Source organism: Cryobacterium sp. TMT2-4 (assembly GCF_004402575.1).
GTDB classification, from domain to species: domain Bacteria; phylum Actinomycetota; class Actinomycetes; order Actinomycetales; family Microbacteriaceae; genus Cryobacterium; species Cryobacterium sandaracinum.
On sequence record NZ_SOGE01000030.1, the window covers coordinates 173,743 to 185,523 of the forward strand.

Genomic DNA, 11,781 nt, shown 5'->3' on the forward strand with positions numbered 1-11,781 from the left:
CGACAGTGAGGCGTAACGGTTGCTGGAACCGTTCTGAACCCGGGGTGGACATCATGATCGTTGTGACGCGGCTGAACAACAGCCAGTTCGCGATCAACCCGGACCTGATCGAGCGCATCCACGCGAGCCCTGACACGACCCTGGTCATGGTCGACGGCGCCAAGTTCATCGTCACGGAGACCCTCGACGACGTCATCGAGAAGATCGCCCGGTTCCGGGCCCATGTGATCTCGCTGGCCTACCTGACGCCGGATGCCGACTACCGGCCGGGCATCCGTTCGCTCGAAATCGTCGAGGGGCCGCACGCGATCGAGGAAATCATCGAATCGGGCAGCACTGTTCCCGCCCGCCCGCGGAGGCTCTGATGGATCCGGCAACCCTGGTCGGAATCGCCATCGCCTTCGGCTCACTTTTCGCCATGATCACCCTCGAGGGCAGCAGCCTGCACTCGATCCTTCTGCCGGCACCGATGATTCTCGTGTTCGGCGCCACCATCGCGGTCGGCATCGCCGGCGGCACGATCAGGGACGCGATCTCCGCGTTCAAAGCCGTGCCCGCCGCCTTCATCGGCAAGACCACCCCGCCGCAGCAGGTCATCGACCAGGTCGTCGGCTTGGCCGAGAAGGCGCGCAGTTCCGGTCTGCTCGCCCTCGAGCAGGAGGCTGACAACGTCGCCGACCCGTTCCTGCGTGGCGCCCTGCAGAACATCGCCGACGGCACCGACGGCGATGAACTGCGCATCCTGCTGGAAGACGAGCTCGCGACCGCTACCAAGGAGAGCCGCAACGCTGCCAAGTTCTTCACCAGCCTCGGCGGCTACGCGCCCACGGTCGGCATCATCGGAACCGTCGTCTCGCTCACGCACGTGCTTGAGAACCTCGACACCCCGTCCACCCTCGGCCCGATGATCGCGGCCGCGTTCGTCGCGACCCTGTGGGGCCTGCTCACGGCCAACTTCCTCTGGCTGCCGATCGGCAGCCGGCTCAAGCGCCTCAGCGACATCGAAGTCGAACGGATGACCCTGCTCCTGGAGGGTGCGCTGGCCGTGCAGGCAGGCAGCCAGCCTCGGCTCCTCGGCGAGAGACTGCGCGCCATGGTGCCCGCGCCGGCCTCCGCCAGGGCAGGCAAACCAGGCAAACCGGGCAAACCCGGCAAGGGCCCCAAGGCGGACAAGGCGGACACGTCCCTGCCGAAGGCCGCATGAGCGGGCACGGACGCGGGCACGGCCGCAGGCGGGGCCTCGAGGAGGAGCACGTCGAGCACGTCGACGAGCGGTGGATGGCGTCGTACATGGATATGGTCACCGTGCTGATGTGCATGTTCATCGTGCTGTTCGCGATGTCTTCCGTCGACCAGGAGAAGTTTCTGCAGCTGAAGAACTCGCTCGCGACCGGGTTCGGGGCCACCGACGTCGGTAAGGTCGACACGGCCAAGGGCGTGGTCGTGACCAAGGACAAGGTCGCCCAGTCCGAGGTGACCGGATTCACCGACATCGACCTCGCGGCGGCAGAGGTCACGGACCTCACCGCGGTGAGGGACGCCCTGCAGGCCGCAGTGGATGCCCAGGGCGTGGCCCAGGAGGTGCAGTTCACCATTGACGACCGCGGCCTGATCATCGGGCTGATCGGCTCCGAGGCGTTTTTCGAACCCAACCTCGCCAACCTGAGCCGCCAGGCCGTGCAGGTCCTCGACGCCGTGGCGCCGATCCTCTCCGCCAACACCCGCGAGGTGAAAGTGGAGGGCCACGCCGACCGGCACGGCGTCACCACCAACTACCCCACCGACTGGGAGCTATCCGCCGGCCGGGCGACCGCCGTACTCCGCCGCCTGGTCGAGTTCGGCGGCGTGGGTCAGGAACGAGTCTCCGCCGTCGGCTACGGCTCGGCCCGGCCGGTCGCGGAGGGAGCCGATCTGGCGGCCCAGGCGCAGAACCGACGGGTCGACGTGGTGCTCCTCTCCAGCCAGCCGGAGGCGGTGCGCACGCTGATCCCCGACATCGTCTCGGGTTTCACCGCCGCCGGCACGGAACCTGCTGAAGACACGGGAACCACGGAAACCGTGGATACCACGGAAAAGACGAAAACCACGAAGACCGCGGGAACCGAAGTCGACAAAGACGCGGAAAAAGCACACTGAGCTGCTAACCATCCGTTTGCCCTGACCGATAGTCCTCACCGTGACGGTCCAGGAACAAGCAGTGATTGGTGTGCCCGCTTCGGCGAAGCGCACGGTCGAGGTGTACGACTTTCGTCGCCCGACAACGCTCGCCCGCGAGCACTCCCGGGTGCTCGAACTCGCCTTCGAAACCTTCGCGCGCCAGTGGGGCACCCAGCTCACCGCCAAGGTGCGCGTCATGTCCCAGGTGAAATGCGACCACGTGCTCATGCGCACCTACGACGAATACGCGTCGTCGCTGCCTGCCACGACCGCCATGGTGCTCTGCCCGGTGAGTGGCATCCCCGCGAAAGCCGTCGTGCAGTTCCCGACCTCCGCGGCCCTGTCCTGGGTGAGCCACATGCTGGGCGGAACCGCGGTCACCATGCCGCCGGAACGGGCGTTCACCCAGATCGAGCTGGCCCTGGTGCGCCGGCTCATGGACGACGCCCTCGAGGACCTGCGTTACTCGCTGGGTTCCCTGCTCGTGCACACGATCACCGTCGGCGGCATCCAGTACAACTCCCAGTTCGCCCAGGCCGCGGCCACCGCCGACCTGATGATCGTCGCCAGCTTCACGATGCGCATCGGCGACGCATCCTGCGCCGCCACGGTCGCCCTTCCGGCGGAGGCACTGTTGCCTCAACTCGTCGAGTCGGCTCCGGAGACCGGAAGTGCCGACCCGGCCGAGCTGCTGCGCGGCCAGCTGGCCCAGGTTCCGGTGGATGTCTCCTTGCAGCTGACGCCCGCGCTGGTTCTGCCCAGCATCGTGCTGGGTCTTGCCGTGAATGATGTGCTGCCCCTTCCGCACCCCCAGCACCGCCCGCTCGACGTGGTCGTCGACGGCCACACGCTCGCCCGCGCCGCCGTCGGTTCCAACGGCTCCCGACTGGCCTGCATCGTCATCGACACCGAGGAGTCCACCCCATGACCGTCATCCCCATCGCCGTGCAGACGGCGGCCGTCGAGGCCCTGCTGGACGTGCTCCCCACAGTGACGCGGCTCCGGGCCGAGTCCTGCTCCGGTGCCGCCCTCGCCGGCCGGCTCGGCACCGCCGCGGTCGCCTCCTTCGTCGGCGTTACCTCCGCGGATCTCGCCGTCGTGCTTGCGGACCCGGCCGCCCTCGACTCCGCGTCCGGCCTCGATTCCTCGCTGATCTCCCGTCAGGACGTGCTGCGCCCGGCGTTGGAGAGCGCGTCCGGCGTCTTCGGGATCGGGGTCCTGGGGGACACCCGGTCCGACGACGCCACGGCCCTGTTCGCGGATCCCGCCACCAGCGTCTTCGAGCTGTCCGGCGACGGCCAGATCACCGGCTGGTTCGCCGTGCGGCTGCGTGACAACGGCGTCTCCAACGGTGCGGCCAGGTCCAGCCAGTCCGTGTCCGGCAAGCTCGGCCGGATCAACAGCGTGCAGATGTCGTTGACCGTGGAAATCGGGCGTACCCGCATGTCGGTGCGCGACGTGCTCTCACTCGAACCGGGTGCCGTCATCGAACTCGACCGGTCCGCCGGGGCTCCCGCGGACATCCTGCTCAACGGCCGGCTGATCGCGCACGGCGAGATTGTGGTCGTCGACCAGGACTACGCGGTGCGGATCACCCAGATCCTCGATGTGGCCGAGAGCCTGACCTAGGTGGAAACCACCCTGGTCGCGCTCCGGGTGGCGCTGTCCCTGGCCGCCGTGCTGGGGCTGCTCTGGGTGCTCCAGCGCAAGCTGACGAAGGGCTCCCTCGGTGGCCGCACCCCGAACCTGGTCACCGTGGTGGGCCGGCAGGGCGTCGGCCAGAAGGCATCCGTCGTCGTCGTCGACATCGAGGGCCGCCGGTTCGTGCTCGGCGTGACCGAGCAGTCGGTCAGCGTGCTGCACGACGGTCAGGCGCCGACGGATGCCGCGGCGCCCCTCCCGGCGCCCCTCGCCGCCGTCCTCGCCCCTACCCTTCCCGGACGCCGCGCGCACCACGCCGCGGCCGACTTCGCCCGCGAGCTCGACCAGGCAACGCACGCCGCGCACGCCGGCGCCACTCACGACGGCCAGGAACTCACGCCGCCGCTCATCCTCCGGCCGCGCCGGGACCGCGCCATTCCGGGCCGGATCGGCGGGTCGATCCTGTCTCCCGCCACCTGGCAGCAGACCGCTGCCGCCCTCCGGCAGGGCCGGTGACACTCGCGGCCGTGCGCCCGGATCGAAGCCGGGACATCGCCCGGTACCTGATGATGGTGGCCCTCGTGCTCGTGATCGTCGTGGCGTTCGTGCTGCTCGTGGCGCCGGCGGGCCATGCCGCCCCGATCGATCCGGTCACACCGACCGACCCGGTCACCCCCACGGAACCGGGCGGCGGCGGGCTCAACGTGCAGATCAACGGCCCGAACGGCGAACCGTCCTCGGCGATCGTGACCCTGATCGGGATCACCCTGCTGTCGGTCGCGCCGGCCCTGCTGCTGATGATGACCAGCTTCACGAAGATCTTCGTTGTGCTCGCGATGACCCGCAACGCGCTCGCGCTGCCGTCGATCCCGCCGAACCAGGTGCTGGCCGGCCTGGCCCTGTTCCTGTCGCTGTTCATCATGTCGCCCATCCTCACCGACATCAACGACGGCGCCCTGCAGCCGTACCTGAACGGCACCATGTCCTTCGACGACGCCGTCACACTCGGCTCGAAGCCGCTACGCACGTTCATGCTCGCGCACACCCGGGAAGAGGACCTCGCCCTGATGACCCGGGCCGCCGATCAGCCGAACCCGGAGACGCGCGAGGCCGTGTCGCTGCTCACGCTGATCCCGGCGTTCATGATCTCCGAGCTGCGTGCCGCGTTCATCATCGGGTTCGTCATCTTCGTGCCGTTCCTGGTGATCGACCTCGTCGTGTCCGCGGCGCTGATGTCGATGGGCATGATGATGCTGCCGCCGGTGATGATCTCGCTGCCGTTCAAGATCCTCCTGTTCGTACTCGTCGACGGCTGGGGTCTGATCATCACGACCCTCGTCTCCAGTTACCGAGGTGGCTGATGGACGCCAACGCCGTCCTCGACATCGGACTGCAGGGCATCCTGATCGCCGGCAAACTGTCCGCGCCGATCCTGATCACCGCCCTGGTCGTCGGTTTCGCCATTTCCCTGCTGCAGTCGATCACCCAGATCCAGGAGGTGACGCTGTCGTTCGTGCCCAAGGCCATCGCCGTGGCTGTGGCGCTGATCATCTCCGGGCACTGGATGATCTCCGAGATGGTGTCCTTCACGGAGATGCTCTTCGCCAAGATCCCCGGCCTCATCGGTGGCGGCTGATGAACATCACCCTTGACTTCGCCTGGATCGAAGCCACCATGCTCGCGGGCGTGCGGATGGTGGCGTTCCTCATCGTGGCGCCGCCGTTCTCCTACAACGCGTTCCCCCTGCGGATCAAGGGCATGCTCGCCCTCGGCCTGGCCCTGGCGGTTTCGCCTCGGGTCACGCCGGGCTGGGTCTCGCCCGACACCGGCGGTTTCTTCGCCGCCCTGCTCCTCGAGATCGTGGTCGGCGGCCTGCTCGGCTTCCTCGTGCTCGTGGTCTTCTCCGCCATCCAGTCCGCCGGCAACCTGATCGACATGTTCGGCGGCTTCCAGCTCGCTCAGGGCTTCGACCCGCAGGCCATGGTCAACGGTGCCCAGTTCACGCGGCTGTACCAGATGACCGCGCTGGCGCTCCTATTCGCCTCGGGCGGCTATCAGCTGATCCTTGGCGGCATCACGCGTACGTTCGCGGCCCTGCCGATCGGGGGCGGCATCGACCTCGCGGTGCCGATGCAGACCATCACAGTCGCGGTCGGCCAAATGCTGCTCTCCGCCGTGCAGATCGCCGGACCGCTGATCGTCGTCCTGTTCCTCGCCGACGTCGGCCTCGGCCTGCTCACCCGGGTGGCCCCGGCCCTCAACGCGTTCGCGCTCGGGTTCCCGCTCAAGATTTTGATCACGTTCACGCTGGGCGCCGCCGGGTTCGTGGCCCTGCCGCGCATCGTCGCGTCGCTGACCGACGACGCCGTCGCCACCATGCTGGGGGTGAGATAGCTGTCCGACTCCGGTGAGAAGACCGAACAAGCCACCGACAAACGGATGCGCGAGGTGCGGTCCAAGGGCCAGCTCTCCAAGTCCCAGGACCTGACCGCGTGGATCGGCATCGGCGCGGCCGCCGCCATGGCCCCCGTCACCATCGGTCTGGCCGCGGACGCCGGAACCGACCAGATGATCCGTATTCGCAGCCTGGTCGCCAACCCGCAGCCGGACCTCGCCGTGCAGATGCTGGTGGACTCGCTGGCCTCGATGGGAACCATCCTCACCCCGATGCTCGCGACGGTCTTCGTGGTCGTCCTCGTGGGCGCTGTGGCGCAGGGCGGCGTGCACTTCAAGAAGGTCGCCGGAAAATACGAGCAGTTCAACCTGGTGACCGGCCTCGGTCGCACCTTCGGCAGCCAGGCCGTCTGGCAGGGCGTCACGGCGCTGCTCAAGACAATCGCCGTGGGTCTCGTGCTGGTGCTCGTGGTGCAGGGGCTCGCTCCCATCCTGATGACGGCCGGGGGACTGCCCGTCTCCGTGCTGATCGGAGCGGCCAGTGACGGCGCGACCGCTCTTGTGCAGTCGGCTGTCATCGCCGGTCTGGTACTCGCCGCCGCGGATGTGTTCGTCGTGATGAAGCGCAACCGCAAGCGCACCCGCATGACGAAGAAGGAAGTCACTGATGAGAACAAGAGTTCCGAGGGTGACCCGATGGTGAAGTCGCAGCGCCGGGCCCGGCAGCTCGCCATGAGTCGCAACCGCATGATCGCCGCCGTCGCCACGTCCGACGTCGTGCTGGTCAACCCCACCCACTTCGCCGTCGCCCTCCGCTACGAGCCGGGCAAGTCCGCCCCCCGGGTCGTGGCCACGGGAGCGGGAGTGATCGCGGCGCGCATCCGGGAACAGGCGGAGACCGACCGGGTCCCCATCGTGCGGGACATCCCGCTCACCCGTGCCCTGCACAGCGCCTGCCAGCTGGGTGACGAGATCCCGGTGGAGCTCTACAACGCCGTCGCGCAGGTGCTCGCCTTCGTGCTCGCGCTGAAGTCTCGCGGCTCTGGAGCCGGCGAACGCACCGGCCGCGGTTCCCACGTGCACACCCTCAACGATCGTGTCCTGACGGCCGGAGGCCACCGATGAACAGCAATCTCGCCAAACTCGCGGTTCCGGTCGGGGTTGTCGGTATCATCCTGCTGCTCGTCGTGCCGGTGCCCGCCGTGCTGCTCGACGTGCTGATCATCGTCAACATCCTCCTGGCGCTGGTCACACTGCTGACCACGATGTTTGTCAAAAAGCCCCTCGATTTCTCCGTTTTCCCGTCGCTGTTGCTCGTCGCCACCCTGTTCCGGCTGGGCCTGAACGTGGCCTCGACCCGGCTCGTGCTCAGCGACGGCTACGCCGGGCAGGTGATTGCCGCGTTCGGCGACGTCGCCGTGGGCGGGTCGCTCATCATCGGCGCTGTGATCTTCCTGATCCTCGTCGTGATCCAATTCGTGGTGGTCACCAAGGGTGCCGAACGCGTCGCCGAAGTCGGTGCGCGGTTCACCCTCGACGCCATGCCCGGCAAACAGATGGCCATCGACGCCGACCTGAATGCCGGCCTGATCACCGACGTGCAGGCCAGGGAACGCCGGGCCGAGGTCTCCGCCGAGGCGGACTTTTACGGTGCCATGGACGGCGCGTCGAAATTCGTCAAGGGTGACGCGATCGCCGGCATCGTCATCATCATCATCAACCTGGTCGGCGGCATCGCGATCGGCATGATTTCGCTCGGACTGTCCGTCACCGAGGCCATGAGCACCTACTCCCTGCTCACCATCGGCGACGGCCTCGTGACGCAGATCCCGGCCCTGCTGATGGCGGTCTCGACCGGCATGATCGTGACCCGCTCCAACGCGGAGTCCGACATCGGCGAGGCAGCCTCCGGCCAGCTCACCCAGTCCCGCAACGCACTGATGATCGCGGGCTGCGCGGCACTCCTGATGGCCCTGATCCCGGGCATGCCGATCATCCCGTTCGTGGTGATCGGGCTGGGTCTGATCCTCTTCGCCCGCCGGATCAAGGCAGGGGAGAGCCGCGACCAGGCGGGCCGGGATGCCGGTGTCGCCGCCGAGGCGATGGCGCCCCGCTCCGACACACCAGAAGACCTGATCGAAACCATGCGGGTGCACGCCCTGGAGATCCTGCTGGCCCCTGACCTCGTCGACCTTGTCTCCGGAGCCCAGGACGACCTCCTGGCTCGCGTGCGTGCCCTGCGCCGCAAGGTTGCCATCGACCTCGGCGTGGTGGTGCCGCCCGTGCGCACCCGCGACAGCATGGACCTGCCCTCCTCCACCTATTCGATCCGGATCGCCGGCGTGGAGGCCGGCCGCGGGGTCGCCCCGGCCGGCAAGGTGCTCGCCCTCGGCGACGCCCTCGACTCGTTGCCGGGCCAGGCCACGGTGGAGCCCGTGTTCGGCCTCACCGGCAAGTGGGTGCCCAGCGAGATGCGGCACAGCGCGGAGATGACCGGGGCCACGGTCATCGACCGGGTGTCGGTGCTCATCACCCACCTGTCCTCGATCATCACCGGCAACGCGGCGAGGCTCCTCACCCGCGAGGACGTGCGGGTGCTCACCGAGGGGGTGCGGCTGGTCAATCCGTCCGCCGTGGAGGATCTGATCCCCGGACTGCTCTCCCTCGCCGAGGTGCAGCGCGTGCTGCAGGGTCTGCTCGCGGAGCAGATCCCGATCAACGACCTGCCCCGCATCTACGAGTCCCTCTCCCTGCGCGCCAAGGTGTCGAATGACCCGGAGGGCCTGATCGAGACGGCCCGTCAGGCGCTGGGCCCGGCTCTCACAGCGCAGTATCTCGACGACGGGCTGCTCCGGGTGATCATGATCGAGCCTGCCTTGGAGCAGTCCATGCTCGAGGGGATGCGTCCCTCCGACCAGGGCACCCAGATCATGTTGGAGCCGAACCGGGTCGACGCCATTCTCGGGTCGCTGAAGGAGGCGCTGGGCAACGTGGAAGCGGCCGGACTCTCCGCGGTGCTGGTCTGCGCGCCGGCGCTGCGCCCGGCCATCCGTCGACTAGTGTCGGCGCAGTCCGGCGGTATCTCCGTGCTGTCCTATCAGGAGGTCACCTCGGCGAACGTGGCCATCGAAACGGTGGGAGTGGTACGTGGAACCGAGTCGATTTCAGCTTGAGGGTTCATCCCTCCAGGAGCTGAAGGCACGCATCCTCGCCGAGCACGGTGCGGATGCGCGCATCGTGGCCGCCGAACGGGTCACCGTCGGCGGCATCAAGGGCTTCTTCGCCCGCCGGCACATCGAGGTCACGGTCGAGGTGCCGGAGCGGCGGAGGCGCGCGGCCCACTCCCGACTCGACGTGCAGGCCCGGCTCGGCATCGCCGCGCTTCTCGACGATGCCGACGCGGCGGAAGCGGGTTTTCCCCGGGCCGCGGCACCCGTCTCCTCCCCGCCCCTGTCGACCGCGACGGACGGCTTCGCCCGCCTGATGGACGAACTCACCTTCGCCACCCAGGAACCCATCCCGCCGGTGCTGCCCACTCCCGCGCCGCCCGCCCCCGCCCCGGCGGCCGCCCAGGGGGGCGGCAGGCGCAGGGACGCCCGGCTGAGAGAGAGTGAGCAGGCGGCCGCCGAAGCGGCGGTGCCGCGGCCGCTCCCGGGTGTCGGAAACCTCGTTCTCGTCGTCGGGTGGCAGGATGCCGCGGTGCGGATTGCGCGGGAGCTGGCCGTGGCGCATGGTTCGGCTGAGGTCCTCGTGGCCGGCGCGATCGACGACGGAGCGCCTGCCGCGGCCGGGCTCGCGCGCATCCTCGACCGGCGCACGGCGCTGGAGGCACGGGCCAGGGGAGTCAAGCTCGGACAGACCGGAATTCTGGCCTTCGGTCTGGGTGCCGACCCGGCCACGGCGGACATCTACGCCGCATTGGTGGCCGCGCTCGGTGCCGAGCAGGTCTGGCTGGTCGTCGATGCCGGCCGCAAGCCCGCAGACACCGCCCGGTGGGCGGCTGAGGTTGCCCAGAGCGTGCACGTCGACGCGATCGCGGTGACGGGCTATGGCGACACCGTCTCGCCTGAGACCGTCGATGAGCTGCAGATCCCCATCGGTTGGGTCGACGGCGCCCCCGCCGAGGCCAGCACCGTGGCCGGAATGCGGCGACGGCTCGCGGGCCGGCCCGACCGGTCAAGCTAGGCTGGACGAGTGCTGGTTCTAACACGCAAACAGGGGGAGAAGATCCTCATCGGTGACGACATCGTCATCACCGTTCTCGACGTGCGCGGTGACAGCATCCGGATTGGCGTCGACGCTCCCCGGGGCGTGCGCATCCAGCGGGACGAGGTGCTCCGCGCCGTGACCGAGGCGAACATCGCGGCGAGTCTCGCGGGTCAGGGTGACGACGACGCCGAGGCCCGCCTCAAGGCCACCCTCGCCCTCCTTCCCACCGCGCCGCCCGCCGAATAGCACGCCGCGCCCCGCCCCGCCGCGCCCCGCCGCCGCCGCCCGGTGGTCGAGCCTGTCAAGACCCGGGACGAGAGCCGCGCCCTACAGCCCCACCGCCTTGCTCGGCAGTGCGATCAGTGTCTGTTCCGGGTCGTTCTCCACCGGTGGCCGCAGCCAGTGTTGCGTTCCGGTGCGGGTGATCTTCCAGTGCTGGTTGTGCAGCAGTAGGTGGTGCGGGTGGCAGAGCAGTACTCCGTCGGCGAGGTTGGTGTCTCCGGTGTCGGTGAGCCAGTCGTTGATGTGGTGGGCTTCGGTCCAGGCTGGTGATCGGTCGCAGTCGACCCACCGGCATCCGCCGTCGCGCACTCCCATCTCGGCGCGTTGTTTCTCGGTGGAGAGTCGTTCGTCACGGCCGACGTTGATGATTTGGCCGTTGTCGTCGAACTTGGTGCCGCGGGTGCCGGTGTCGCAGAGCAACCGGTCGATGGTTTCCTGCGAGATGGGGACCGGGTTGCCTTCGATCTGCCCGTGAGCGGCGGGTTTGGCGGGACCCGGCGCGGCGGGTTCGGCTGTGAGGGCTTTCTCGGTCACGATCACGCGCACCGCCGGGCGGCGTCCGCGTTGATCTGCTCGGTGCTGCGCGGGTCGTCCTGCTTTTTTTGGGCCCAGGCGGCGCGTTCCGGGTCGACGAAGCGCACTCCGCCGCGGCGGGGGCTGGTGATGGAGTCGAAGGTGGAGAGCACGAACTCGCCGTCTTCGGGGGCGAAGAGCCCGTTCAGGCGCACGTTGCCGTTGCTCAGCCGGTAGACCTTCAGGGAGCGGTCGTCGTGGGCCTGCTTCTCGCGGGCGGCGATGCCGGCCTGATCGAGCCGGTCGCGCATCCGGCGGGCCCGTTTGAAGACCTCGTCGGCATTCAGTGACGGTGCCTCGGTGAGGAGCGCCGCGAGGGCCACCCCGAGCTTCTCCGCGGTAACTGCCGCGTCGATCTGGCCGAGCCCGGCCCGGATAGCCTCGGCCGCGTCAACCGAGAGCGTGCCGGCGGTGACGCCCCGGGCGACCGGCGCCTGCCAGGGCACCCTCGCGGTGAACGCCGCGACGCCGACAGCATCCGCGACGTCGACAGCATCGGCATCGGCGTCGGCGTCGGGCGTCGAG

At 68.7% G+C, this 11,781-nt stretch carries 15 protein-coding genes; 13 read left to right on the forward strand and 2 right to left on the reverse strand.

Features of this window, described 5'->3' with window-relative positions; genetic code table 11:
- The first annotated feature begins 53 nt into the window (after positions 1-53).
- The 13 genes from E3O54_RS09920 to csrA all read left to right on the forward strand — a co-directional run bounded on the left by E3O54_RS09920 (position 54) and on the right by csrA (position 10,647).
- Positions 54-365 (forward strand): flagellar FlbD family protein, encoded by a 312-nt coding sequence (locus tag E3O54_RS09920; protein WP_104099330.1) that lies wholly within the window; start codon positions 54-56, stop codon positions 363-365.
- Positions 365-1,204: a motility protein A gene (locus E3O54_RS09925; RefSeq protein WP_134343326.1), complete on the forward strand. Its 840-nt coding sequence runs from the start codon at positions 365-367 to the stop codon at positions 1,202-1,204. Before E3O54_RS09920 ends, E3O54_RS09925 begins: the two co-directional genes overlap by 1 nt.
- Positions 1,201-2,136, forward strand: coding sequence for a flagellar motor protein MotB (locus tag E3O54_RS09930; protein ID WP_134401504.1), 936 nt, complete (start codon positions 1,201-1,203; stop codon positions 2,134-2,136). Before E3O54_RS09925 ends, E3O54_RS09930 begins: the two co-directional genes overlap by 4 nt.
- Positions 2,137-2,197: 61 nt before the next feature.
- A complete protein-coding gene (locus E3O54_RS09935; RefSeq protein WP_104099303.1) occupies positions 2,198-3,085 on the forward strand; it encodes a flagellar motor switch protein FliM in 888 nt (295 codons plus the stop codon).
- Entirely contained in the window at positions 3,082-3,786 is a 705-nt protein-coding gene (gene fliN, locus E3O54_RS09940; protein ID WP_104099304.1) for a flagellar motor switch protein FliN, read from the forward strand. The genes E3O54_RS09935 and fliN overlap by 4 nt, the downstream gene beginning before the upstream one ends.
- Positions 3,787-4,314 (forward strand): flagellar biosynthetic protein FliO, encoded by a 528-nt coding sequence (locus E3O54_RS09945; protein WP_134401505.1) that lies wholly within the window; start codon positions 3,787-3,789, stop codon positions 4,312-4,314. It abuts the gene before it with no gap.
- Positions 4,315-4,364: 50 nt separating this feature from the next.
- Complete coding sequence (gene fliP, locus E3O54_RS09950; RefSeq protein ID WP_174720212.1) at positions 4,365-5,159, forward strand: flagellar type III secretion system pore protein FliP; 795 nt, start codon at positions 4,365-4,367, stop codon at positions 5,157-5,159.
- Positions 5,159-5,434, forward strand: a complete 276-nt coding sequence (gene fliQ, locus E3O54_RS09955; RefSeq protein WP_134401507.1) for a flagellar biosynthesis protein FliQ — start codon at positions 5,159-5,161, stop codon at positions 5,432-5,434. The genes fliP and fliQ overlap by 1 nt, the downstream gene beginning before the upstream one ends.
- Complete coding sequence (locus tag E3O54_RS09960) at positions 5,434-6,192, forward strand: flagellar biosynthetic protein FliR (protein ID WP_104099308.1); 759 nt, start codon at positions 5,434-5,436, stop codon at positions 6,190-6,192. Before fliQ ends, E3O54_RS09960 begins: the two co-directional genes overlap by 1 nt.
- A complete protein-coding gene (locus E3O54_RS09965; protein WP_134401508.1) occupies positions 6,193-7,317 on the forward strand; it encodes a flagellar biosynthesis protein FlhB in 1,125 nt (374 codons plus the stop codon).
- On the forward strand, positions 7,314-9,365 hold the full coding sequence (locus E3O54_RS09970) for a flagellar biosynthesis protein FlhA (protein WP_104099310.1): 2,052 nt from the start codon (positions 7,314-7,316) through the stop codon (positions 9,363-9,365). Before E3O54_RS09965 ends, E3O54_RS09970 begins: the two co-directional genes overlap by 4 nt.
- Positions 9,340-10,377 carry a hypothetical protein gene (locus tag E3O54_RS09975; protein WP_134372862.1) on the forward strand — a complete coding sequence of 346 codons (1,038 nt, stop codon included), beginning with the start codon at positions 9,340-9,342 and terminating at the stop codon, positions 10,375-10,377. The genes E3O54_RS09970 and E3O54_RS09975 overlap by 26 nt, the downstream gene beginning before the upstream one ends.
- Before the next feature lie 9 nt (positions 10,378-10,386).
- Positions 10,387-10,647 (forward strand): carbon storage regulator CsrA, encoded by a 261-nt coding sequence (gene csrA / locus E3O54_RS09980; RefSeq protein WP_104099312.1) that lies wholly within the window; start codon positions 10,387-10,389, stop codon positions 10,645-10,647.
- 81 nt (positions 10,648-10,728) lie between these two features.
- Here the strand turns inward: csrA and E3O54_RS09985 are convergent, their stop codons facing one another.
- Both E3O54_RS09985 and E3O54_RS09990 read right to left on the reverse strand, forming a co-directional pair.
- Positions 10,729-11,217, reverse strand: a complete 489-nt coding sequence (locus E3O54_RS09985; RefSeq protein WP_134401509.1) for a hypothetical protein — start codon at positions 11,215-11,217, stop codon at positions 10,729-10,731.
- A gap of 2 nt (positions 11,218-11,219) precedes the next feature.
- Positions 11,220-11,781: DUF222 domain-containing protein (locus tag E3O54_RS09990; RefSeq protein ID WP_134401510.1), on the reverse strand; the 562-nt coding region annotated here is incomplete at its 5' end.

Coding starts and splice junctions, on each gene's coding strand:
- E3O54_RS09920 (WP_104099330.1), top strand. CDS start 54: ATGATCGTTGTGACGCGGCTGAACAACAGCCAGTTCGCGATCAACCCG.
- E3O54_RS09925 (WP_134343326.1), top strand. CDS start 365: ATGGATCCGGCAACCCTGGTCGGAATCGCCATCGCCTTCGGCTCACTT.
- E3O54_RS09930 (WP_134401504.1), top strand. CDS start 1,201: ATGAGCGGGCACGGACGCGGGCACGGCCGCAGGCGGGGCCTCGAGGAG.
- fliN (WP_104099304.1), top strand. CDS start 3,082: ATGACCGTCATCCCCATCGCCGTGCAGACGGCGGCCGTCGAGGCCCTG.
- fliP (WP_174720212.1), top strand. CDS start 4,365: ATGATGGTGGCCCTCGTGCTCGTGATCGTCGTGGCGTTCGTGCTGCTC.
- fliQ (WP_134401507.1), top strand. CDS start 5,159: ATGGACGCCAACGCCGTCCTCGACATCGGACTGCAGGGCATCCTGATC.
- E3O54_RS09960 (WP_104099308.1), top strand. CDS start 5,434: ATGAACATCACCCTTGACTTCGCCTGGATCGAAGCCACCATGCTCGCG.
- E3O54_RS09970 (WP_104099310.1), top strand. CDS start 7,314: ATGAACAGCAATCTCGCCAAACTCGCGGTTCCGGTCGGGGTTGTCGGT.